The sequence below is a fragment of the Arthrobacter sp. NPDC057009 genome (genome assembly GCF_042673905.1).
Lineage (GTDB): Bacteria > Actinomycetota > Actinomycetes > Actinomycetales > Micrococcaceae > Arthrobacter.
On record NZ_JBHUSB010000001.1, the window covers coordinates 41,720 to 64,993 of the forward strand.

Annotated in this window: 21 protein-coding genes, 1 tRNA gene and 1 other RNA gene; 8 read left to right on the forward strand and 15 right to left on the reverse strand. The window is 65.8% G+C overall.

The genetic code is table 11. The annotated features are described in order from the left end of the window. Positions 1–79: 79 nt before the first annotated feature. Complete coding sequence (locus ACFTR6_RS00215) at positions 80–1,747, reverse strand: GMC family oxidoreductase (protein WP_377956502.1); 1,668 nt, start codon at positions 1,745–1,747, stop codon at positions 80–82. A gap of 108 nt (positions 1,748–1,855) precedes the next feature. Further along, positions 1,856–2,247, reverse strand: an RNA gene (rnpB, locus tag ACFTR6_RS00220) — RNase P RNA component class A. A gap of 71 nt (positions 2,248–2,318) precedes the next feature. Between rnpB and ACFTR6_RS00225 the strand changes: the two genes are divergently transcribed. Together ACFTR6_RS00225 and ACFTR6_RS00230 are read left to right on the forward strand one after the other, a co-directional pair. Further along, positions 2,319–3,293, forward strand: a complete 975-nt coding sequence (locus ACFTR6_RS00225) for an alpha/beta hydrolase (protein WP_377956503.1) — start codon at positions 2,319–2,321, stop codon at positions 3,291–3,293. Between the two features lie 31 nt (positions 3,294–3,324). Continuing rightward, a complete protein-coding gene (locus ACFTR6_RS00230; RefSeq protein ID WP_377956504.1) occupies positions 3,325–4,089 on the forward strand; it encodes a YaaA family protein in 765 nt (254 codons plus the stop codon). Positions 4,090–4,154: 65 nt separating this feature from the next. Here ACFTR6_RS00230 and ACFTR6_RS00235 read toward each other — a convergent pair whose 3' ends face one another. After that, positions 4,155–4,892 carry a zinc ribbon domain-containing protein gene (locus ACFTR6_RS00235; RefSeq protein WP_076802446.1) on the reverse strand — a complete coding sequence of 246 codons (738 nt, stop codon included), beginning with the start codon at positions 4,890–4,892 and terminating at the stop codon, positions 4,155–4,157. Positions 4,893–5,072: 180 nt separating this feature from the next. Continuing rightward, on the reverse strand, positions 5,073–5,975 hold the full coding sequence (locus tag ACFTR6_RS00240; protein WP_377956831.1) for a Nif3-like dinuclear metal center hexameric protein: 903 nt from the start codon (positions 5,973–5,975) through the stop codon (positions 5,073–5,075). A gap of 101 nt (positions 5,976–6,076) precedes the next feature. Here ACFTR6_RS00240 and msrA point away from each other — a divergent pair, with 101 nt between their 5' ends. The 3 genes from msrA to epsC all read left to right on the forward strand — a co-directional run bounded on the left by msrA (position 6,077) and on the right by epsC (position 8,230). Next, a complete protein-coding gene (msrA, locus tag ACFTR6_RS00245) occupies positions 6,077–6,601 on the forward strand; it encodes a peptide-methionine (S)-S-oxide reductase MsrA (protein ID WP_076802442.1) in 525 nt (174 codons plus the stop codon). 67 nt (positions 6,602–6,668) lie between these two features. Continuing rightward, a complete protein-coding gene (gene cysK, locus ACFTR6_RS00250) occupies positions 6,669–7,604 on the forward strand; it encodes a cysteine synthase A (protein ID WP_076802439.1) in 936 nt (311 codons plus the stop codon). A gap of 41 nt (positions 7,605–7,645) precedes the next feature. Then, the gene (epsC, locus tag ACFTR6_RS00255) at positions 7,646–8,230 is read left to right on the forward strand and encodes a serine O-acetyltransferase EpsC (protein ID WP_076802437.1); all 585 of its coding nucleotides are present in this window, start codon (positions 7,646–7,648) and stop codon (positions 8,228–8,230) included. A 118-nt stretch (positions 8,231–8,348) separates the two neighbouring features. Here epsC and gndA read toward each other — a convergent pair whose 3' ends face one another. Next, positions 8,349–9,785, reverse strand: a complete 1,437-nt coding sequence (gndA, locus tag ACFTR6_RS00260; RefSeq protein ID WP_076802434.1) for an NADP-dependent phosphogluconate dehydrogenase — start codon at positions 9,783–9,785, stop codon at positions 8,349–8,351. A 196-nt stretch (positions 9,786–9,981) separates the two neighbouring features. Here gndA and ACFTR6_RS00265 point away from each other — a divergent pair, with 196 nt between their 5' ends. Then, positions 9,982–10,722, forward strand: a complete 741-nt coding sequence (locus ACFTR6_RS00265) for a FadR/GntR family transcriptional regulator (protein WP_076802432.1) — start codon at positions 9,982–9,984, stop codon at positions 10,720–10,722. Positions 10,723–10,760: 38 nt separating this feature from the next. Here the strand turns inward: ACFTR6_RS00265 and ACFTR6_RS00270 are convergent, their stop codons facing one another. From ACFTR6_RS00270 to ACFTR6_RS00280, 3 genes are read right to left on the reverse strand one after another with little or no spacing between them, the layout of a single operon-like run. After that, complete coding sequence (locus ACFTR6_RS00270; protein ID WP_377956505.1) at positions 10,761–11,861, reverse strand: L-idonate 5-dehydrogenase; 1,101 nt, start codon at positions 11,859–11,861, stop codon at positions 10,761–10,763. Beyond that, positions 11,861–12,631, reverse strand: coding sequence for an SDR family oxidoreductase (locus ACFTR6_RS00275; RefSeq protein WP_377956506.1), 771 nt, complete (start codon positions 12,629–12,631; stop codon positions 11,861–11,863). The genes ACFTR6_RS00270 and ACFTR6_RS00275 overlap by 1 nt, the downstream gene beginning before the upstream one ends. Further along, the gene (locus tag ACFTR6_RS00280) at positions 12,628–13,557 is read right to left on the reverse strand and encodes an NAD(P)-dependent oxidoreductase (RefSeq protein ID WP_377956507.1); all 930 of its coding nucleotides are present in this window, start codon (positions 13,555–13,557) and stop codon (positions 12,628–12,630) included. The genes ACFTR6_RS00275 and ACFTR6_RS00280 overlap by 4 nt, the downstream gene beginning before the upstream one ends. A gap of 80 nt (positions 13,558–13,637) precedes the next feature. Here ACFTR6_RS00280 and ACFTR6_RS00285 point away from each other — a divergent pair, with 80 nt between their 5' ends. Next, positions 13,638–14,702: a D-2-hydroxyacid dehydrogenase gene (locus tag ACFTR6_RS00285; protein WP_377956508.1), complete on the forward strand. Its 1,065-nt coding sequence runs from the start codon at positions 13,638–13,640 to the stop codon at positions 14,700–14,702. A gap of 241 nt (positions 14,703–14,943) precedes the next feature. On the opposite strand, the gene ACFTR6_RS00290 is transcribed toward ACFTR6_RS00285, so the two are convergent. From ACFTR6_RS00290 to ACFTR6_RS00320, 7 genes are all read right to left on the reverse strand, one after another. Next, positions 14,944–16,293, reverse strand: coding sequence for an MFS transporter (locus tag ACFTR6_RS00290; RefSeq protein ID WP_087873743.1), 1,350 nt, complete (start codon positions 16,291–16,293; stop codon positions 14,944–14,946). Between the two features lie 124 nt (positions 16,294–16,417). Then, a complete protein-coding gene (locus ACFTR6_RS00295; protein WP_076802418.1) occupies positions 16,418–17,215 on the reverse strand; it encodes an IclR family transcriptional regulator in 798 nt (265 codons plus the stop codon). A 326-nt stretch (positions 17,216–17,541) separates the two neighbouring features. After that, positions 17,542–17,832, reverse strand: coding sequence for a hypothetical protein (locus ACFTR6_RS00300; protein WP_076802415.1), 291 nt, complete (start codon positions 17,830–17,832; stop codon positions 17,542–17,544). 153 nt (positions 17,833–17,985) lie between these two features. Further along, a tRNA-Val gene (locus ACFTR6_RS00305) sits at positions 17,986–18,058 on the reverse strand. Positions 18,059–18,130: 72 nt separating this feature from the next. After that, positions 18,131–19,069, reverse strand: coding sequence for an NAD-dependent protein deacetylase (locus ACFTR6_RS00310; RefSeq protein ID WP_087873742.1), 939 nt, complete (start codon positions 19,067–19,069; stop codon positions 18,131–18,133). Positions 19,070–19,085: 16 nt separating this feature from the next. Further along, complete coding sequence (locus tag ACFTR6_RS00315) at positions 19,086–19,589, reverse strand: peroxiredoxin (RefSeq protein WP_377956509.1); 504 nt, start codon at positions 19,587–19,589, stop codon at positions 19,086–19,088. Further along, on the reverse strand, positions 19,586–20,005 hold the full coding sequence (locus ACFTR6_RS00320; RefSeq protein ID WP_087873741.1) for a DUF3052 domain-containing protein: 420 nt from the start codon (positions 20,003–20,005) through the stop codon (positions 19,586–19,588). Before ACFTR6_RS00320 ends, ACFTR6_RS00315 begins: the two co-directional genes overlap by 4 nt. Positions 20,006–20,346: 341 nt before the next feature. Between ACFTR6_RS00320 and aceE the strand changes: the two genes are divergently transcribed. After that, positions 20,347–23,115: a pyruvate dehydrogenase (acetyl-transferring), homodimeric type gene (aceE, locus tag ACFTR6_RS00325; RefSeq protein WP_377956510.1), complete on the forward strand. Its 2,769-nt coding sequence runs from the start codon at positions 20,347–20,349 to the stop codon at positions 23,113–23,115. Positions 23,116–23,274: the final 159 nt, after the last annotated feature.

Here is a 23,274-nt window from a genome sequence, read left to right on the forward strand (position 1 = left end):
CGGCGGAAGAACTTCTACGTTCACCATCCATTCTAGGGCGGGCCGGGCACCTGAAACGGCCGCGCGCCCGTGAAATCACTCACACAGCATCCGGGCCCGCGTGGGATCTGGCGAAGCCGCTTAGGCCGGGTGCCACGATGCCCGCGTCCTCAAGGATCATGTCGACGGCTTTTTCCGCGATCATGATGGTGGGCGCCTGCGTGTTGGCACTGATCAGCCGGGGCATGATCGAGGAATCAACCACCCGCAATCCCTCCAGCCCATGGACCTTCAGGCGCGGGGAGACGACAGAATCGTCGGTGGTGCCCATGGCACAGGTGCCGACCGGGTGGTAAGAGGTCCGTCCGTAGGAGCGCACGAAATTCACGTACTCGTCCCGGGTTGCCACCCGCGAGCCGTCGCCGATGTGCTCCGCCTTGATGAACGGAGCAAGTGACGCCTGCCCCATGATCTCCCGGCTCTGCCGTACGCCGGCGATCGTTATCTCGAGATCGTAGTCGTCGGCGAGGTACCTCGGGTCGATAAGAGGTGCCCTTGTGGGGTCCGATGATGCGACGCGGACCGTCCCCCGGCTGCGGGGGCGCAGGAAGTACGAGTTCAGCGTCGCCCCGAACCCGGGCCGGAGGGATGCAATCCCCGGCTCCGACCTCGCCGCAGGCAGGAAGTGGAACTGCAGGTCCGGGGTCTTCTCCTCCGTGTTGGCATAACTGAAGCCCCCGGCCTCGACCAGGTTGGACGCGAACGGTCCGGAGCGGAAGGCCACGTATTCAAGGCCGGCCAGGACGGTTTCCGGGCACACGCGGTTGAACCGGTCCAGGCTGTGGTTCTCGGTGAGTTCATAGATGATGTCCAGGTCAACGTGGTCCTGGAGGTTCTTCCCGACGCCGGGCAGCGCATGGACTGTTTCGATTCCGGCGGCGGCGAGGTCAGCGGGGTCGCCAACGCCTGAAAGCTGAAGTAACTTCGGCGAACCGAAAGCGCCGCTGGAGAGAATCACCTCACGCCGTGCGGTGTACGTTCGCGCCACTCCGCCCTCGATCGACTGAACGCCGACGGCACGGCCATGCTTGATGATCACCTTCGCGACGGTCGCGTTGACGCGGATAGTGAGGTTGGGCCGGCCACGCGCAGGTTTCAGATAGGCGACCGCCGCGCTGCACCGGCGCCCGTTCCTGGTAGTCGTCTGGTAGAAGCCGACACCGTGCTGCCGTTCGCCGTTGAAGTCCCGGTTGTAGGGCAGCCCGAACTCCTGGCCTGCCTGCACGAAGGCCGCGGACAGAGTGTGCGGGCGCCCGAGGTCTGAGACGCCGAGGGGTCCATGAGTTCCGTGGAGAGGCCCGGAGAGTCTGGCATTCGATTCCGAGCGGACGAAATACCTGGACACCTCAGCGCCGGACCATCCCTCGCACCCGTAGTCCGCAACCCAGCCGTCGTAGTCCTCGTTCACGCCGCGGGTGAAGACCTGGGAGTTGATGGACCCGCCGCCGCCGAGTCCGCGGCCTTGAGGCAGCGGGATGCTGCGGCCGTTGCTGTACTTTTGCGGAACGGTCCGGTAATCCCACTGATAAGGGCCTCCCTTGAGACGGGGGAAGCCCGCAGGAATATGGATGAACGGGTGGGAGTCGGACCTGCCCGCTTCGAGCAGGAGCACGCGGACCGACGGGTCTTCGGTCAGCCTGCCGGCCAGGACGCTGCCGCCCGTTCCGCCCCCGGCGATCACATAATCGAATGCTGAGTCATCCGGCACGTTGGCTCCTCAACCATCATTCATGCACCGAGGCGTTCACTGAAGTGTCGGGGGTAGCCGATGTGATGTCAAGCACAGATTTGCAGCCGAGGCCGGTTGGAGCTTGGATGGATGGGTTGGCCGATACGCCGGGTTCTGTGCTCCCGAGCCGTTGCCAGCGCGGGAGTAGCGGCCATCCATCTACGAGCGCCGTTGCCGACGCCCTCCAGCGGCCTACCCGGGCACTCGGGCGGGCAGCCCTCAAACGTGCCCTGTCTGGCCTTGCTCCGGGTGGGGTTTACCTAGCCTTTCCGGTCACCCGGAAAGCTGGTGGTCTCTTACACCGCCGTTTCACCCTTACCTGTTTCGTGCCGCTTTCAAATCGGCGCGACCCAGGCGGTCTGTTTTCTGTGGCACTGGCCTGCGGGTTACCCCGAGTGGGCGTTACCCACCACCCTGCCCTGTGGAGCCCGGACGTTCCTCGAGCCACTTGCGTGGCGCGCGGCCGCCTGGCCAACCCATCCTGCTGTCCAGTCTACGGGCTTTCCTGCGGTGCCGGACGCACGCCGGTTCCGGGGCTTAAGATCGGGAAATGGACACGTCGTCCTCCCCGCGGCCGTCCTTTCCACGGCGCCGCCTGCTGCAGCTGGCAGGGATCTCTGCCGCACTGACCGCGGCCGCCCCGTCGGCCTGCACAACCCCGCCGCCACCGGTTCCGCTCCCCGATGTGCCGGTCCCCGATGTGCCGGTCCCTGATGTGCCAGTGCCCGAGGTGACAGGCCCGGCAACGACGGCGGGCATCCCGCCGCCTCCCCCATCTGCCCTGCTGCCGTCCACGATTTCGACCCGGACCGGCGCATTTGTGTCCCGCTTCCGTCCATCGGTGAGAACGCATTGGTCGCTGGCCGTGCCGCTTCCGGAGCAGGCCAACCAGTTGCTGCCGGTGGCGGTCTTCCTGCACGGGCTGGGTGGCAGCAGCGAGGTTCTGCTGCGGGACCTCGCCGCAGACGTGGCGCTGCAGCGCCATCTCGACGACGGCGGGATGCCCTTTGGTATTGCCGCCGTAGACGGCGGCGACTCGTGGTGGCACGCCCGCGCCGACGGCAGCGACACTCAGTCGATGCTGGTGCTGGAGTTCCTCCCGTTCCTGGCCGAGCAGGGGTTCGACCTCGGAAGGGTCGCCCTGTTCGGCACGTCAATGGGAGGTTTCGGCGCTCTCCTTCTGGCGTCGCTCGGCAGGGTGACCGGGCTTCGCGCCGTTGCTGCCATGAGCCCGGCTGTCTGGTCCAGCTACGAAGCGGGGATGGAGGGCGCCTTCGACGGCCCCGCCGATTTCGCCGCGAACAGCGTTTTTGCGCTGCGGCCGAGGCTTGCGGCCATTCCCAAACGGATCGACTGCGGCAGCGAGGACGATCTCGCCCCAGCAGTGCGCGCATACCGGTCGGGCCTTCCCGGCCGCGTGGAGGGAGGCTTTGGCCCCGGCGGCCACGACGCGTCCTACTGGCGCTCCCTCATGCCTGACGTGCTGGACTTCCTGGGCCGTCATGTGGGGCGCACGCGGGACTGAGCGCGCATGCGCCGGCCGGTAAGATCGTACGGTGCTGATTCTGCTCCCCCCGTCTGAAGGCAAGACCCCTGCAGTCCACGGTGACGCCATGGACTGGACTTCGTTGAGTTTTCCTGTGCTGAACACCTACCGGGCCAAGGTGCTGGACGCGCTGGGGACAGTCAGCGCGCACGAGGACGCCCTCGCGCTCCTGGGCGTCGGAGCCTCGCTGAGGGACGACGTCGAGCGCAATACCCGGCTCCACGCCGAACCGGCGGCCCCCGCGCACCAGGTGTATTCCGGGGTGCTGTACGACGCCCTCGGCTACAAATCGATGACGCCGGCGCAGCGGCGTCGTGCGGATGAGTCGGTGCTGGTCATTTCGGCGCTGTGGGGCGCCATCAGGTTCGCCGACTCCGTGCCCGCCTACCGGTTGTCCATGTCAACGGCACTGCCCGACGTCGGACGCCTTGCCTCATTCTGGAAACCGCAGCTGACCGATGCCCTCGGGAGTGTGGCCGAAGGCCACCTCCTGGTCGATTGCCGCTCCAGCACCTACGCCGCCGCCTGGGCTCCCCCGCCGGCAGGCACCGTGACGGTCAACGTTTTCACGGAGGTGAACGGCGTGCGCAAGGTGGTCAGCCATTTCGCCAAGCACACCCGGGGCGAGCTGGCGCGGCACCTGCTGACGCGGCGGGGCAAGGCCCCGGCCACTCCGGAACAGCTCCTGACGGCGGCAGCCGAAAAGTGGCAGGCCGAGCTGGTCCCGGGCACGGCGCGCAAGGCACACGCCCTGAACATCATCCTGCCCAACTGACTCGCACTTAATGTCGTTTTGAGGGCTCAGAACGACGTCTAATGCCAGTCAGTTGGGTGCGGCGGTCAGACCCACTCGGCGGAGCGCACCAGGATGCAGCCGGAGTCCGGGCAGAACACGATGTCGTCCTCGGCGGCGGCCTTGATCTCGGCCAGGTCGCCCGGGCTCAGCTGCATGCCGGACCCCTCGGAGGTGCCGTGGAAGAGGCGCGCCGCGCCCACTCCGCGGCGGGCCAGCGTCTTCTCGTACACGGCAAGCATTCCGCCGTCAAGGCCCGCCGCGAAGGCCGCGCGCCGGGCGGCCACCTCGTTCTCTTCCGCGGTGACTTCGGCCAGGGCGGCGTCAAGCTCCGCCCGGATCACGCCGAAGGAACCCTGGATGTCGTCCACGATGCTTTGCTGGGCGGCCTGCCGTTCGCGCAGGACATCCAGCCGTTCGAGGACCTCCAGTTCGACGTCCTCCAGGTCCGAACGGCGCTTGTTGAGGGAAGCAATGTCCTTCTGCAGGGCTACGAGGTCCTTGGACAGGCCGGTGCCGCTGTTGAGCCTGGCCTCGTCCTTTTCGATCCGCGTTGCCACCTGCTCCACGTCTGCCTCGGCACGCTTCAGTTCCGCTTCGGCATCATGGACGGCGAGCTTCGCGGCGCCCAGTTCCCCGTTGGCGACGTTGAGGGCGGCTTCGAGGTCGGTGATCCGGGGATCGTTTTCAAGGCTGCGGCGGCGGTTGGACAGTGACTTCAGCCGGGCGTCGAGGCCCTGGAGCTCGAGCAACTTCAATTGTTCCGCCGGTGCTGCCTTGGCCACGTTTTACCTCCGCTTGATCCCATCCGGCCGCCGGCCGGCACCCCTGTGGGGTTTCCTAGACTCTAGCGCCTAACGGGCTCCCCAGCCTCGCTACGCATCCCCACCGGCTCCCAAACCTCGCTGCGCTCGGCGCGGGCCCCTCGCCGGCGTGGGCCCTGTGATGGACTTCGCACGCCAGGCTTAGCCGGGAGTCAGTATGAAGTCCCACGGGTCGCTGTTGGTGGTGCTGACGCGGATCTCGACGTCGAGGCCCTGGTCCGTGAGCACGTTGCCCAGCGCCTCGGCGGCGGCCGGCAGCCATAGCCATTCGCTCGCGAAGTGCGACACATCGATGAGGTAAGGCCGGCCGTTCACAGCGGCCTCCCTGGCTTCCGAGGCCGGATGGTGGCGCAGGTCCGCGGTGACATACAGGTCCGCGTTGCTTGCCCTCACCTCGTCGAAGAGGGAGTCCCCTGCCCCGCCGCACACGGCAACCCGCTGCACCAGACCGTCCTTGTCCCCGGATACGCGCACTCCGCCGGCCACGGAGGGGAGGATGCCGAAAACACGGGCGGCGAAATCGCCCAGGGTCATCGACTCGCTGAGGTCCCCGACGCGCCCTATGCCCTCCTCCGGAAGACCGTCGGCTGCCGGGGTCAGCGGCGATACGTTCTGCAGGCCCAGGGCGTCGGCCAGCACATCCGAAACACCGCCCACGGCTGAGTCGCCATTGGTGTGGACGGTCAGCAGCGCCGTGCCGGATTCGATCAGGCGGTGGACGGCCCGGCCTTTGGGCGTGTTGGCGGCAACCGACGTGACACCTTTGAGGAGCAGCGGATGATGGGTGATGAGCAGTTCCGCGCCCCATTCGACGGCCTCGTCGATGACCTCGAGCGTGGGATCGACGGCGAACATGACGCGCGTGACTTCAGCGGAAGGATGGCCGGCCACCAGGCCCACTTCATCCCACGCCTCTGCAAGCGACTCCGGCCAGAGTTCCTCCACGGCCAGCATCAGCTGCCCCAGGGTTGCAGCTGCGGGTGACTCGGCGGCGTCGGGAGCTTCTTCCGGTTCCGCTGCAACGTCGCTGTTCACAGGTTCCATACTCATATTTTTACCCTACAGTCGGCTCTGGCCCCTGACTGGCAGATGACTCTAGGGTGGTCTGCGGGAATCATTGACGCGGGCGAACCATTGAAGAGGACATGAAAACTTTTGTGCTTGGCGGGGGCTGCTTCTGGTGCCTGGACGCCGTCTACCAGAAAACGAAGGGCGTCACGTCGGTGGTTTCGGGATACACCGGCGGCCATGAACGCGACCCCGACTACTACTCGGTCTGCTCCGGCACCACAGGGCATGCCGAGGTGGTGGCCGTGACCTTCGATGAGGAGGTCATCCCGGCCGAGGTCATCCTGGACATGTTCTTCGCCCTGCATGATCCCACTACGCTCAACCGCCAGGGGTACGACGTCGGCACCCAGTACCGCTCGTCCATGTTCTATGAGACCACCGAGGAAAAAATCCTTTTCGAGGAGGCGATTGAGCGGAACCAGGCACTGTGGTCCCGGCCGATTGTGACCGAGGTCAGCCGGCTTCCTGTCTTCTATCCGGCGGAGAACATTCACCAGAACTACTACGCCAAGTTCCCGGAGCAGGGCTATTGCCAGGTCATCATCAACCCGAAGCTGGCCAAGGCGCGGAAATATTACTCTGCATGGCTTAATGCGTAGCAGGGGCGCCGATCCCATAGTTAGGCTGACCAAAGTATTCCCTCCTGAGAGATAGGCGCAAGTACACATGGCACGGATCTACGACGATGTAACACAGCTGGTGGGCGGCACCCCGCTGGTCAAGCTCAACCGCCTGACGGAAGGCCTGGACGCCACCGTTGCGGTCAAGCTTGAGTTCTACAACCCGGCCAACAGCGTCAAGGACCGCATCGGCGTCGCAATCATCGACGCTGCCGAGAAGTCCGGCGCACTGAAGCCCGGCGGAACCATCGTCGAAGGCACCTCCGGCAACACCGGCATCGCCCTGGCCATGGTGGGCGCTGCCCGCGGCTACAAGGTCATCCTGACCATGCCGGAAACCATGTCCACCGAGCGCCGCGTCATGCTCCGCGCCTTCGGTGCCGAGATCGTGCTGACCCCGGGTTCCGAAGGCATGCGCGGCGCCGTGGAAAAGGCCCAGGAAATCGTGGCCAACACCGAGAACTCCATCTGGGCCCAGCAGTTCGCCAACGAAGCCAACCCGGAGATCCACCGCAAGACCACCGCTGAGGAGGTCTGGGCCGACACCGACGGCAAGGTCGACATCTTTGTCTCCGGCATCGGCACCGGCGGCACCATCACCGGCGTCGGACAGGTCCTGAAGGAGCGCAACCCGGACATCCAGATTGTTGCCGTGGAACCCAAGGACTCCCCCATCCTGAACGGCGGCACCCCCGGCCCGCACAAGATCCAGGGCCTCGGGGCCAACTTCATCCCGGAACTCCTGGACACCAACGTCTACGACGAGGTCCTGGACGCCACGCTGGAGGACTCCGTGGCCGTGGCCCGCGAGCTCGGCATCAAGGAAGGCATCCTGGGCGGCATCTCCTCCGGCGCCATCGTCTGGGGCGCCCTCGAGCTGGCCAAGCGCCCGGAGAATGCGGGCAAGCTGATTGTGGCTGTCGTTTGCGACTTCGGTGAGCGTTACATCTCCACCGTGCTCTATGACGACATCCGGGGCTAGGCCTTAGCCAGCCGCTTTCCGTTTCCTGTAGAAAGAACTTTGTGGGTTTCTTCGCAAGACTTAAGGAAGACCTCGACGCCGCCCGGTCACACGACCCGGCGGCTCGAGGTTCTTTTGAGAACTTTTTCGCCTACTCCGGACTGCACGCCATCTGGGCGCACCGGCTGACGCACAAGCTGTGGCAAAACCCGTCCACGCGGTTCCCTGCCCGGCTGATTTCGCAGCTGGCGCGTTTCCTGACCGGCATCGAGATCCATCCCGGCGCCACGATCGGACGCCGCTTTTTCATTGACCACGGCATGGGCGTGGTCATCGGCGAAACGGCCGAGATCGGCGAGGACGTCATGATCTACCACGGCGTCACGCTCGGCGGCCGTTCCCTCGCCAAGGTCAAGCGCCACCCCACCATCGGGGACCGCGTCACGATCGGCGCGGGCGCCAAAATCCTGGGACCGATCAACATCGGCAACGACAGCGCCGTGGGGGCGAACGCCGTCGTGGTCAAGGACGCACCGGCCGAATCCATCATCACGGGCATCCCGGCAAGCTGGCGGCACCGCGACGCGCAGCGGGAGACCAAGCCCGCCGTCGACCCGGCAGAGTATTACATCGAGTACCGGATCTGACCCCTGCCTGGGGTTTGGACCCCAGGCAGGCGGTGCGCTTCAGCACGGACACACGAACGGCCGGCCTCCCGGAGAAATCCTGGAGGCCGGCCGTTCCTGTGTTATGCCGCGGGTGTGGCTAGTGGGTGTCCACTGCCTCGATCTCGGACTTGTCCTCGCCCCACAGGGTGTGGAACGTACCCTCAGCGTCAACGCGGCCGTAGGTGTGGGCACCGAAGAGGTCGCGCTGGCCCTGGATCAGGGCGGCGGCGACGCGCTTGCGGCGCAGGCCGTCGTAGTAAGCCAGCGACGACGAGAAGACCGGAACCGGAATGCCCAGCTGGACGGCGACGGCCACAACACGGCGCCAGGCCGGCAGGGCGTCGGCGATGGCCTTGGTGAACGCGGGAGCGAACAGCAGGTTGGCCGGCTTTTCGTCGGCAGCGTAGGCCTTGGTGATGTCCTTGAGCAGCTCGGCGCGGATGATGCACCCGGCGCGCCACAGGGAGGCGATCTCGTCCAGCTTGAGGTCCCAGCCGTATTCCTTGGCAGCGGACGTCAGCATGTCCAGGCCCTGCGCGTAGGAGACCAGCTTGGAGGCGTACAGCGCCTGGCGGACATCCTCGACGAAGGTCTCGGGGATCTCCACGGTTGCCTCGTTGCCGGCCAGCAGCTCCTGGCCCAGCTTGCGCTGCTCGGCCTGTGAGGACAGCGCACGGGCAAACACCGATTCGGCGATGCCGGAAACCGGCGAGCCAAGCTCCAGTGCGGAGATGACCGTCCAGCGGCCGGTGCCCTTCTGGCCGGCTGCGTCCACCACGACGTCGACAAACGGCTTGCCGGTCTTGGCGTCCACGTGGCCGAGGACTTCGGCGGAGATTTCGATCAGGAAGGAGGACAGGTCGCCCTTGTTCCATTCAGCAAAGATCTTGGACTGCTCGGCGGGCTCGATGCCGGCACCGGAGCGAAGGAGGTCGAAGGCTTCGCCGATGACCTGCATGTCAGCGTATTCAATGCCGTTGTGGACCATCTTCACAAAGTGGCCGGCACCGTCCGTGCCAACCCAGGCGCAGCAGGGTTCGCCGTCGACCTTGGCGGAGATCTTCTCCAGCAGCGGGCCGAGGGCCTTGTAGGACTCCTTGGAGCCGCCGGGCATGATCGACGGGCCGTTGAGGGCGCCTTCCTCACCGCCGGAAACGCCGACGCCGACGAAGTGCAGGCCCTTGCCGGCCAGCGCGGCTTCGCGGCGGCGGGTGTCCTCGTAGTGCGAGTTGCCGGCGTCGATGATGATGTCGCCCTCTTCCAGCAGCGGAACCAGCTGGTCGACGACGGCGTCAACAGGAGCGCCTGCCTTGACCATGATCAGGACGCGGCGCGGCTTTTCGAGGGAGTTGACCAGTTCCTCGAGGGATTCGGTCCGGACGAAGTCGCCCTCGTGGCCGTGCTTTTCGAGCAGGGCGTCGGTCTTGCCGACCGAGCGGTTGTGCAGGGCAACCGTGAAGCCATTGCGGGCAAGGTTACGCGCCAGGTTGGCACCCATCACCGCGAGGCCGGTGACACCGATCTGTGCTGACATCAAAAACTCCAATTCAGTGTTTGCATTGAGCAGGTCGTGAATAAAGCATATATATTCGTGGTCGAAGGCGAAAGGGTGTGACCACTCCTTGGACGCAAACCGCGCCAGAACGAGTCTATGGTGTGCGGCTGTGGCGGGGCCGACAGTCCCCCGGGCGCGGGCAACAAAGCTTCCCGGCGCGATTATGCTTACCACTATGTCAACCAGCCTCCACCACCGTGCCGTCGAGCACCTGGGTACCAGAATCGTCGACGGCAGCCTTCCGCCAGGACATGTGATGCTGGCGGAGCAGCTGGAGGACGAACTGCAGGTATCCCGGTCGGTGATCCGGGAAGCGGTCCGCGTGCTGCAGTCCCTGGGGCTGGTGGAGACCACGAAACGCGTCGGCATCAAGGTCCTGCCGGCGCACCGCTGGAACCCGTTCGATCCGCTGGTGATCCGGTGGCGGCTGGCCGGGGAAGGGCGCGGCGCCCAGCTGCGTTCCCTCGCGGAACTCCGCTCCGCCGTCGAGCCTGTGGCCGCTGAACTGGCGGCGGTGAATGCGCCGCAGGAACTGCGGCAGGAGCTGCTCGACGTTGCCCTAGCGATGCGCGACGCCGGGCAGGCCGGCGACGTGCCCCGCTTCCTTGAGCTGGACATCCAGTTCCACTCGCTGCTGCTCAGCGGCTCGGGCAACGAGATGTTTGCCAACCTTGTGGGTCAGGTGGCCGAGACCCTCACCGGCCGCACTGTGCATGGCCTCATGCCGGACCGCCCCAGGGACCTCACCCTGCAGTGGCACCTGGACGTGGCCAAAGCCATCTTTGACGGTCAGGCACCGGAGGCCCGCGAGGCGTCCAGCCGGATCATGCGCCGCACCATCTCCGAAATGGAGCCGGTGTGGGTGGAGCAGCCGAGGGTATTCGTTCCACTGCAGCGGCGGACGCAGTCCGCTTAGCCCTCTTTGCGGGCGCGGCCGCCGCTGAGCCTGCGCCGTCAGCCTCCGAAGTTGAGGAGGACTTTGCCGGATTGGGCGGAGTTGCGGGCGGTCTCGAAGGCTTCGAGGGCGTCGGTGACGGGGTAGTCGTGGGTGATGACCGGTCCGATGTGCAGGGTGCCGTCGGCGAGGGCGGTGATGACCTCGTCGATTTCGGCGTTGAACCGGAACGAGCCCTTGAGGTCCAGTTCGCGGGTGATGGCCAGGGAGATCAGGACCGGCTGGGGTCCGGTGGGCAGCAGCCCGACCATGACCACGGTCCCGCCCCGGCCCGCGCCCTGGATCGCGGAAGCCAGACCGTGGTGGTTCCCGGAGGACTCGATCACGACGTCGGCCTGCACCCCGGCGATCTTGTCGGTGTCCGCGGCGTGCAGGACCTCGTCCGCGCCCACGGCCGTGGCGATCTCCAGCGGCTTCTCGTGCATGTCGACCGCGACGATCCGGGCCGCCCCGGCGCGTTTGAGCACGGCGACGGTCAGCGCGCCGATCGGGCCACTGCCGATCACGAGGGCGGTTTTGCCGGCCACGTCCCCTGCCCGGGACACCGCATGCCACGCCACACTGGCCGGTTCGATCAGCGCCGCGGTCCGCAGATCCAGGGTTTCGGGCAGGGCGCGGAGCATCCGGACCGGCAGGTTCACGTACCGGCTGAACGCCCCGTCCGTGTGCGGGAACCGTGCCGCGGAGCCCAGGTACGTGCACCCCGGCGACAGGTTCGGCCGCTCCACCGGGAACCGCACTGTCCCGTCCCCCGGGCCCGGGGTGGCCGGGTGCACCGCTACCGGCGTCCCCGCCGCCGGGCCGGTCCCGTCCGCCGCGGCCCGGACGACCCGGCCGCTGATCTCATGCCCGAGGACCAGGGGCGCCTTCAGGATCGATTCCCCGGCCGCGCCGTGCAGCCAGTAATGCAGGTCCGACCCGCAAATCCCCCCGTACAGGACCTCCACCACCGCCTCACCCGGCCCCGGCGCTGTGACCGGGAGGTCATCGATCCGCAGGTCCCCCTTGCCGTGCGCCACGACCGCCGGACCCGAGGCCGGCAGCGCCGGTTCCACTGCTGCTGTTGTTTCTGCTGCCGTTGTACCGTTCGCCGTTGTCATCAGACCACCACCGTCATTCCGCCGTCGATAAAGATCGTCTGCCCGTTCACGAAATCAGACCCGGACGAGGCCAGCCACACCGCCGGGCCGGCCAGGTCCTGCACCGTGCCCCACCGCGCAGCCGGGGTCCGGCCCAGAATCCAGGCGTTGAACTGCTCATCGTCCACCAGGTTCTGCGTCATCTCCGTATGGATATACCCCGGCGCGATCGCGTTGATCTGCAACCCCGAACCCGCCCACTCCGCGGTCATCGCCCGCGTCAGGTTCCGCAGCCCGCCCTTCGCCGCCACATACGGGGCGATCGTGGGCCGGGCCAGATCCGTCTGCACCGAACAGATATTGATGATCTTCCCGTGCCCCCGGGACACCATGTGCCGGGCCGCGGCCCGGCCCACCAGGAACGCGCTGGTCAGATCCGTCGACAGCACCCGCTCCCAGTCCGCCACGTCCAGCTCCAGCATCGGCACCCGGTGCTGGATCCCGGCATTGTTCACCAGGACCTCCAACGCGCCCACGTGCTCCTCGACCCACGCCACCCCCGCCTGGGCTGCGGCGTCGTCCGTGACATCAAACGCCACACTGTGCACCCGCCCCGGTGCATAATCCGCAGCCATCGCGGCCTCGGCAGCCTTCAACCGCTCCGGATTCACCCCGTTCAACACCACCGTCGCGCCCGCGTCAGCCAACCCCCGCGCCAGGGCGTTACCAATCCCCCGGCTCGAACCCGTCACCAAAGCAACCCGCCCGGTCAAATCAAAAAGTGAAGTCATGAATGAGTCCCTTCTGTGGCGCGCACTGCGCCCGTCCTGCTGAGGTTGGAAATGGTCTGCCGCACAACGGCGAGGTCCTGGTCGCCAAGGCCCTGCCGTTTTAGTTCGGCATACAGCTCGACGCCGGCCCGGGCCATCGGGACGGCGCTCCCCGCGGCATCCGCCGACTCCACGACGAAGGACAGATCCTTGTGCATGAACTTGGCCGGGCCCGTGGGGGCGTAGTCCTTCCGGGCAATCCGGGGGCCCACCTGCTCCAGGACCCGGCTTCCTGCCAGGCCACCGGAGAGCACCTCGTAGAGGGCCGCGACATCGACGCCCGAACGCTCGGCGAGCTCGGCAGCTTCGGCGAGCGCCGCCGTCGTCGTTCCCACCACCAACTGGTTGCAGGCCTTTGCCAGCGATCCGGCGCCGAGCGGGCCCAGGAGCCGCACGGTAGTGCCCATGGCCTCGAAAAACGGCTGCAGCCGGCGGAAGTCGGCCTCATCGTCCGCGCCGGCCATGATGGCGAGGGTGCCCTCGATGGCTCCCTTCGTCCCGCCGCTCACCGGGGCGTCCAGCACCACGGCGTTGCCCGAACTGGCCTCCTGGACCTTTTGCCCGAAAGCCTTGACCGCAGTGGGGGAAACGCTGCTCATGACCACCACTGCCGTGCCGGCCGCCGGCGGTGCCGCCTGCCAGCTCGCCAGCAACCCGACCGCCGCGTCCTCGATGTAGGCGAGGTCAGGCAGCATGAAGGCGATCACCGGCTCGTCCCTGAGCTGCTCCACACCGCCGGCGGCCGATCCGCCGATGCGCCGGAAGTCCTCCAGCGCGCCAGGCGACCGGTTCCATGCCGTAACTGTCCAGCCCTTCTGCACCAGGTTCACCGCCATCGGCGCCCCCATCAGCCCCAGGCCCACAAAGCCAGCCCTCTGTATCTCCATGTGCAGCGAACCCTCACTTCGTCGTGGCAACGTCTGGTCTATATCCGAAAATCTGTTCAGTATTCTAGCCCCTATTCAGTATGATGAACATCATGACGACTGAAACCACCGTCGCGATCGCCGTCCCGCTCGAAGCCGAGTTCGTGGAACGCATCCGCGCCGTAGATCCCTCCGTAACCGTTCTCTACGAACCCGACCTGCTGCCGCCAGAGCGGTTCCCCGCAGACCACGCCGGCGACCCGGACTTCAAGCGCACTCCGGAGCAGGAGGACCGCTACTGGGAGATGCTGGGCAAGGCCGACGTGCTGTACGGCTTTCCGAACGAAAGCCCCTCAGGCCTGGCGCGGATCGCGAAGGAAAACCCGCGCCTGCAATGGATCCACGCCATGGCGGCAGGGGCCGGCGGCGCAGTCAAGGCCTCCGGCCTCGATGCCGCGACACTGAACAAGTTCAAGGTGACCACCTCTGCCGGTGTGCACGCCCTGCCCCTCGCGGAGTTTGCGGTGATGGGCATCCTCAACGGGTTCAAGCGCACCGCGGAACTCGCACAGGACCAGGCCGCCAAGGCGTGGCCGGAGCTCCGCACACCCACCAGGCTGGTCAACGGGTCCTCGCTGGTGATCACGGGGCTCGGCGAAATCGGGCTGGAAACTGCCCGCATCGCCCGCGCCCTCGGCATGAGGGTCAGCGGGACCAAACGTACCGTGGAGCCGATCGACGGCATCGAGGAAGTGGCGGACAACAGCGGACTGGCCGGCCTGCTCTCCTCGGCAGACGCCGTCGTGAACACCCTCCCGGGCACCCCCTACACGGAGAAGCTTTTCAACCGCGAGGTCTTCGCCGCGATGAAGCCCGGCACCGTGTTCGTGAATGTGGGCCGCGGAACGGTGGTGGATGAGGACGCACTGCTCGAGGCGCTGGAGAACGGCCAGGTGTCCTACGCCTGCCTGGACGTGTTCGCCGTCGAACCGCTGCCGCAGGACAGCCCCCTCTGGAACCACCCGCGTGTGATGGTGTCGCCGCACACCTCGGCGCTCAGCGCGGCCGAGAACCGCCTGATCGCAGAGCGCTTCTGCAGCAACCTCAGGACGTTCCTCGACGGCGGCGAACTCCCCCACCTCGTGGATACGGTCCACTTCTACTAAACCCTCCAGCCAGACCGCCTGCCGCAGGGCTCCTGCGGCGGAAGCACGGAGAGCCGGGCAGCCCCAAGGTTGCCCGGCTCTCCTTTTGCGCCCTCCCCCACGCCTGAGTTGTTGTCCCAGCGCGAACGTACATTTGTGGCCCCAATCCCGAGCGCGAACGTACAGCTGTGGCCCCATTCCGCTTGGGAACTGGGGCCACAGCTGTACGTTCGCGGTGCGTGGTTTCCGGCTGTGCGCCGTCCTAGCGGGCGTCCTCGATGGCAACAAGGTCGCGGCCAACGGTTTCCGGCGTGAAGAAGGTGCTCACGAAGGAGATCAGGGCAAGGATCAGGGAGTAGAGCGCCAGGACCAGCCAGGAGTAGCCGGTGGCTGCCAGCAGGGCCGCTCCCACCAGCGGAACCAGGCCGCCGGCCAGTACAGCAGAGAGTTCCCGGGCCATGGCAACACCGGTGAAACGGTACTGGGAACCGAACAGTTCGGGCAGCAGCGGGCACTGCGGACCCAGCATGGACTGCACGCCAAGGGCGATGCCCACCACCATGACCACCCAGACCAGCGTGACGTTGCCCAGAGTCACGAGGTAGAAGGCCGGGAAGGCGATAACGGCCTGGAACAGGGCGCCATAGCGGTAGACCGGGACGCGGCCAAAGCGGTCGGACAAGGCACCGAAGGTGACTACCATGAGGGCGGCGAAAGCCGCGGCGATCAGGAGGCCGACGGGACCGATGAACTTGTCGCCGGGAAAGACGCCTGCCGGGGCTGCAAGGAACGCCACCAGCAGTGCGGAGTAAATGGATGAGTTTCCGTTCTCACCCATCCGCAGGCCGATGCCCACCAGGACGTTCTTCTTGGAATGCTTCCAAAGCTGGCCCACGGGGTTTTTCACGACGTTCTTGTGCTTCTCCAGCTCCTGGAAGACCGGGGTTTCCTTGAGCCGCAGGCGGATGAAGACCGCGATGACGATGAGGACCACGCTGGCCAGGAAAGGCACCCGCCAGAGCCAGCTCTCGAGGACAGCCTTGTCGGCGGTCGCAATAAGGGCGAAGGTGCCGGCACCCAGGAGGGTGCCCAGCTGGATGCCCACGAACGGCAGCGAGGCAAAGAAACCACGACGGCGGCGTGGGGCCACTTCCGAGATCAGCGTGGTAGCGCCGGCCTGCTCCGCGCCGGCTCCAAGTCCCTGGAGGATCCGGAGGACCACCAGGAGTATTGCGCCGACCATGCCCGCCTGTTCAAAGGTCGGCAGCAGGCCGATCGCGAAGCTTGCGGCTCCCATCAGGCCGATGGTCAGGATCAGCACCATTTTCCGGCCGAAGCGGTCTCCGATGTAGCCAAAGACGATGCCGCCGAAGGGGCGGGCAGCGAAGCCTACGCCGTAGGTGGCGAATGATGCGATCAGCGCGCCCTCATCGCCCAGCGGCTTGAAGAACAGCGGCCCGAAGATGAGGGCCGATGCCAGGCCGTAGATGTAAAAGTCGTAGTACTCCAAAGCGGAGCCCACGGAGCTGGCAAGCGTTGCCCTCCGCAGCTGTTCCGGTTCGACGACGGCGCCGTCCGCCTCAGCCAGCGGTGAATCAGTACGAGTTGTCACTAGCACTCCCTCAAAGACACCAGGCCCCCGTTGGCCTGGTGGGTAGTGACAACACTATTGCGTCGATCACTATGTTGAACAGCGTACAACATGATGAACGACTAGCCAATAGGCCGGCATGCGCCTAGCCCATGGGGTTTCCGAGGGACCTCGCCAATTCATTGAGCTCCTTGACCATCTGGGCGCCCTGCTCCTGGGAGTAGGTAGCCTTCAAGGCAGTCACGGACAGGCCAAGGCTGGGGCCGTGTGCTCCGTGGGTGGGCACAGTCACGGCCAGGCACACCACGCCTGTGGTGGATTCCTCGTCCTCGAATGCATAGCCCTGCTCGCGGATCTGCTGCAGTTGCGCTTTCAACTCCGCTCCCGTGCGCAGTGACTTGGGAGTCAGCACGGGAAGTTCCGCATCGTCCGCGAACATCGCGTCGATGTCGTGGTCGTGGAGCCTTGCGATCAGGGCCTTGCCCACGGCACACAGGGAGACCGGCATCTTGTCGCCGATGTTGGAGGTCAGGCGGACGGCCGGATGGCCCTCATAACGTGCCAGGTAGATGACGTTGGCGCCGTCCAGCATGGCGATGCGTACCGTCTCGCCGGACAGTGTGGGTGCCTGCTCGCAGAATCGGTAGAACTCCTGCACCTCGTCAAGCCGGCTCAGGTAGGCGGCGCCCAACTCAACGAGCTTGCGTCCCAACGTGTACTCGGCGCCCTGCCTGCTGATAAGCCTCGCCTCCTCAAGGGCCAGCAGGAGATTCGAGGTGGAGGATTTGGGGATCCCGAGGTCCCGGGCGAGGTCGCTGAGGGTCAGTCGGCCCGTGGCGGACGCTGCGAGCGACTCCAGCACTGCGGCGGCGCGTGTGACGGCCGGCGCCGGGGACGCGCTGCCCAGCCCGTCGTTGGCTTTGGGGGTGCGGGAATCGGCCATGATTCTCCTTTTCGATACGCGCTCAGTCAGCGGGGTCGTCGGGTTGCACCGCGCACGAAACCCGGCGCCGATGCCAAAAGCGTCCAGTCAACTGAACACCTACCATCATACTGGTTGGTTTGCCGTGGATATAGGCATACGGACGCCACCGCTGTGCGCTGGAAGGCGGAAACCACCGTGTCGGGGGGCCGCAATTTAACGGTTTCCTGTTTCCGAAGGTTCACGGTATATTCAATTTCAAGCCTTCCACCGCGGCATCCCCCAATAGTCGCGGTGGAAGGCTTATCCAATTTTCGGACCTATCCGTTTTTCGTTCTTTCGGGCCTTCAGGCCGCGTCCGCCACGGCGCTGCGCAGCCGCCACCCGCCGCCGAGTCCGTCGCGGATGATCTCCATCGTGGTCAGCGCCGATCCGGCGTTGCGCCCCAGCCGGGCCTGCAGCCGCCACACTTCGACGTCAACACGGCTCAGTCCCAGCGGCATACGGCGCTCCGCTTCCCACCAGCTGACGCGTTCAAACCACCGCAGCGGTTCCGCGCCCACCGTCCACTCCTGGCCGCCCCGGATAACAGCGCCAGGCTGCCCGTCGGCAGCAGTCTTTACAAGTACGTGTTCCATGCCGGCAGGCTACGGGCAGGCTCAGACATTTTCGGAAGCGGCCGGGTTCTCCGGAAAGGGCCAGCCGGGAACAGCCACTGGCCGGAGCATCCGAGGGAAACAAAAAACCCCGCCTGACCAGTGCTAAGACCTGGTCAAACGGAGTTTTCAAGGTGGGTCCTACCGGGATCGAACCGATGACATCCACGGTGTAAACGTGGCGCTCTACCAGCTGAGCTAAAGACCCAAAAAACGGCTTTTCGCGCCGAAGCGCTTGAACCAACGAACATAGACTCTACCCGAACAGTGCCCTCAAACGCTAATCGGGCGAGCCCGCGGAAAGCGCCGGCAATTCTTCTGCGAGCCAGGCAAGGGACTCGCTGACACCGGCCTCGAGCTTGATGGTGGCGAGGTCGTCACCGCGCGTCTGCCCACGGTTGATGATCACAACGGGTTTGCCTTGCTTGGCGGCGTGACGGACAAACCGCAGTCCGCTCATCACGCTCAGTGAGGAACCGGCAACAAGCAGGGCCCCGGCGTCATCCACCATTGTGTAGGCGCGCTCAACCCGGTCCTTGGGGACGTTTTCGCCAAAGTACACAAAGTCCGGCTTCAGGACACCGCTGCACGCGGGGCAGCGCGCCACCACGAAGCTCCGGATCAGCCGCAGGTCCTCGACTGTGGCATCCGCGTCAGGCGCCATTTCAACGAGGCCGGAATTCATCGCATCATCAAGAAAGTCCGGATTCAGCTCTTCCAAAACCCTGGCGAGCAGCTGCCGCGAGTACGTTCGCCGGCACTCCAGGCAAATCACCTGGTCGAAGCGTCCGTGCAGGTCCACGACGTTAACACTCCCGGCGTCCTCGTGGAGGCGGTCCACGTTCTGCGTGATCAGTCCGGTCAGGAGACCGCGCTGTTCGAGCACTGCGACGGCGGCATGGCCGGCATTGGGGCTTGCCCGCCTCAGGTGGGACCAGCCGATATGGTTGCGCGCCCAGTAACGCTGCCGGTTGGCCGCATCAGCGACAAATTCCTGGTAGGTCATCGGTGAGCGAGGGGGCGAATCCGGCCCGCGGTAGTCCGGGATGCCCGAGTCGGTGCTGAGCCCCGCCCCGGTCAGAAGGGCCAGCGGCAGCCCGGCCAACACGTCGCGGATCCCGGCCAGCACCTCGAGGTCGCCGGCCTCCGACTCGATGGCCGGGACGGGCGGCAGACTGGCGAACCCTGTCAAGCCGATGCCGGTCCGCCGCTTGTCCATGGGCTGGCCCGGACGCCTAGGCCTGGGCCAGTTCCGCCAGGATGCGGCGGTATTCGGCGAGGTCGCGGGCCTGGCCTCGGGGATTCACAACCACGTAACGGACCGTTCCGTCGGCGTCGATGATGAAGGTACCCCGGCGTGCCATACCGGTTTCGGGGTCGAACACGCCGTATTTTTCGGCGACGGCGCCGTGCGGCCAGAAGTCGGCCAACAGGCTGAAGCCGTAGCCTTCCTGCTCGGCGTAAGCCCGGAGTGAAAACTTGCTGTCCACCGAGACCGCGAGCACCTCGGCGTCGGCATGTTCGAAGACGGCGAGGTTGTCCCTGATCTCACACAGTTCGCCGGTGCAGATACCGGAGAAGGCAAACGGGTAGAAAACGACCACCACATTGCGTCCGCGGAAGTCGGCAAGCCGCACGGGCTCGCCGAACTGGTTAACCAGCGTGAAGTCCGGCGCCTGTTCCCCCACCGCGGGCACCCCGGCCAGGTCTGCTGAGGCGACGGCCGCGTGGCCGGTCACTTGTTCTTCCTGGTGACAAGGCGCGTGGCGCTCCAGTCCTTGGAAACACCCGCGGACGTGGTGCAGTGCAGCCCCGCGGTGGGTGCTGCGTCCTGGATATCGGAGGGCGAAACATATCCGGGACGGCCGGACTTGGGCGTGAGGACCCACACCACACCGCCCTCGGTGAGGGTGGTCAGCGAGTCGACCAGCGTGTCCACGAGGTCGCCGTCGCCGTCGCGCCACCAAAAGATCACGGCGTCCACGACGTCGTGATCATCCTCATCCAGCAGCTCTGACCCCGTCAGGTCCTCTATGTCATCACGCAAGTCGAAGTCGACGTCATCGTCGTAACCGAACTCCTGAATCAGATCCCCGTCCTTGAAACCTAATTTTTCCGCCACATTAACCGAAGTGGCGGCGTCGGCCTCGCTCACGTGTTCCTCCTGTGCATAGTGATTTCGATTACTCCAAGCCAACACCCTTTGGGCGTGTGCTTCAAGCTACGTGCGCCGCGGTGCGGCTTATTGTGCGTCACACAACAAGTATGACGGTCAAATAGGGCAGGGGGTTCAAGCGCGGCTACGCATCCGCAGTCTGTCAGAGCTACAGTGACTGTTGACAACTATGCCTAAAGGGGCGACCGCCCCGGACTAATAGGCAGTCATACACACGAGATAGAACCCTGCCCGGCGCACATGACCGGGCTGTTGTAACCGATATGACGCACACGACGCGTTCACGCCGGGCAGCTACCCTGCCGGACCTGACTGCGCCGATGAATGCGCGCAAAGAGAGGTTGGACGTGGCTGCAGGAGAAGATACCTCCCATATCCTCAGCGGGTTGACTAACCAGCTGCCTGATCGTGATCCGGAAGAGACCGCCGAGTGGGTTGAGTCCCTGGATGCGCTGATCAGGGAACAGGGCACGGAGCGTGCCCAATACATCATGCGCAGTCTCCTGCAGCGTGCCGGCGCGCAAAGCGTCGGGGTTCCGATGGTGACCACCACCGATTACGTGAACACGATCCCGGTGGACCAGGAAGCGCAGTTCCCGGGCAACGAGGAGTACGAGCGCCGGTACCGGGCGTACATGCGCTGGAACGCCGCGGTCATGGTGCACCGGGCGCAGCGGCCCGAGATCGGGGTCGGCGGGCACATCTCCACCTACGCGGGAGCTGCGACCCTGTACGAGGTCGGCTTCAACCACTTCTTCCGCGGCAAGGACGCCCCCGGCGGCGGGGACCAGGTGTTCTTCCAGGGCCACGCGTCCCCGGGCATGTACGCCCGGGCGTTCATGGAAGGCCGCCTCTCCGAGGAGGACCTGGACGGGTTCCGGCAGGAAAAGTCCAAGGAAGGCCACGCCCTCTCCTCCTACCCGCACCCGCGGCTGATGCCGAACTTCTGGGAATTCCCGACCGTGTCGATGGGCATCGGCCCGATGAACGCGATCTACCAGGCCCAGAACAACCGCTACCTGCACAACCGGGGCCTGAAAGACACCTCCGACCAGCAGGTCTGGGCGTTCCTGGGCGACGGCGAAATGGACGAGCCCGAATCCCGCGGCCTGCTCCAGCTCGCCGCGAACGAGAACCTGGACAACCTGAACTTCGTGATCAACTGCAACCTCCAGCGCCTGGACGGGCCGGTGCGCGGCAACGGCAAGATCATGCAGGAACTCGAGGCGTTCTTCCGCGGCGCCGGCTGGAACGTGATCAAGGTCGTCTGGGGCCGGGAATGGGATGACCTGCTCACCCGCGACACCGACGGGTCGCTGGTGAAGATCATGAACGAAACCCCCGACGGGGACTACCAGACCTACAAGGCCGAATCCGGCGGGTTCGTCCGCGAACACTTCTTCGGCAAAACCCCGCAGACCAAGGACCTGGTCGCGGACCTCTCCGACGACGAGATCTGGAACCTCAAGCGCGGCGGCCACGACTACCGCAAGGTCTACGCCGCGTACAAGGCAGCCACCGAATTCAAGGGCAAACCCACCGTCATCCTGGCCAAAACGGTCAAGGGCTACGGCCTCGGCCCGCACTTCGAAGGCCGCAACGCCACCCACCAGATGAAAAAACTCACCCTCGACGACCTGAAGAAGTTCCGCGACCACCTGCGGATCCCGGTCTCGGATGAGCAGCTGGAGAAGGACCCGTACCGCCCTCCGTACTACCACCCGGGCACCGATGCGCCGGAAATCAAGTACCTGCTGGAGCGCCGCGCGGCCCTGGGCGGTTCGGTTCCGGAACGCCGCTCGAAGCACTCGGACATCGAGCTGCCCGAGGCGAAGTCCTACGAGGTCGCCAAGCGCGGTTCGGGCAAGCAGCAGGCCGCCACCACCATGGCCTTCGTCCGTCTGCTCAAGGACCTGATGCGGGATAAGAACTTCGGCAAGCACATCGCGCCGATCATCCCGGATGAGGCCCGCACGTTCGGTATGGATGCGTTCTTCCCGACGGCGAAGATCTACAACCCCAAGGGCCAGAACTACCTGTCCGTGGACCGGGACCTGGTCCTCGCGTACAAGGAATCCGCCCAGGGCCAGCTGATCCACCCCGGCATCAACGAAGCCGGCGCCGTGGCAGCCTTCACCGCCGCCGGCACCGCCTACGCCACCCACGGCGTGCCCCTGGTCCCGGTCTACGTGTTCTACTCCATGTTCGGCTTCCAGCGCACCGGCGACGCCTTCTGGGCCGCCGCCGACCAGATGACCCGAGGCTTCATCATCGGCGCCACCGCAGGACGGACCACCCTCACCGGCGAAGGACTCCAGCACGCCGACGGACACTCCCCCCTGCTCGCCTCCACCAACCCCGCCGTGGTCACCTACGACCCCGCCTACGGCTACGAAATGGGCCACATCGTCCGCGACGGCCTGGAACGGATGTACGGGCACGATTCGACCGACCGTAACCTGATGTACTACCTCACGGTCTACAACGAGCCCATCGTCCAGCCCGCCGAACCGGAGAACCTCGACGTCGAAGGCGTCCTCAAGGGCATCTACAAGCTCGCGGACTCCCCCGCCGAAGGACCCAAGAGCCAGATCCTGGCCTCCGGCGTCTCCGTCCCCTGGGCCCTCGAAGCCCAGCGGATCCTCGCCGAAGACTGGGGCGTCTCCGCCGACGTCTGGTCCGTCACCTCCTGGAACGAACTGCGCCGCGACGGCCTCGCCGCCGAAGAGGAAGCCTTCCTCAACCCCGGCAAGGACACCCGCGAACCCTTCGTCACCCGCCAGCTCGCCGGAGCCCAGGGACCCGTCGTCGCAGTCTCCGACTACATGAAGGCCGTCCCGGACCAGATCCGCCAGTTCATCCCGAACGAGTTCGCCACCCTCGGCGCCGACGGCTTCGGCTTCTCCGACACCCGCGCCGCCGCCCGCCGCTACTTCAAAAACGACACCCACTCCATCGTCGTGAAGACCCTCCAACTGCTGGCAGCCAAGGATGAGGTTGACGGGAACGCACCGGCGCAGGCGATCGAGAAGTACCGCCTGCTCAACGTGAACGCCGGCACCACGGGCAACGCCGGAGGCGAGTCCTAGTCCCGCGCACCCTGGCCCCGTAAGCCCGGCCAGGGAACAGTCGACGGGGGGGCCCCCCCCCCCCGGGGGGGGGGCGGGGGGGGGTGTGGGGGGTTGGGGGGGTGGGGCAGTGGGGGTTTGGATGCACAAAAAATTGTTTTTGATGGGGCGAACATGATG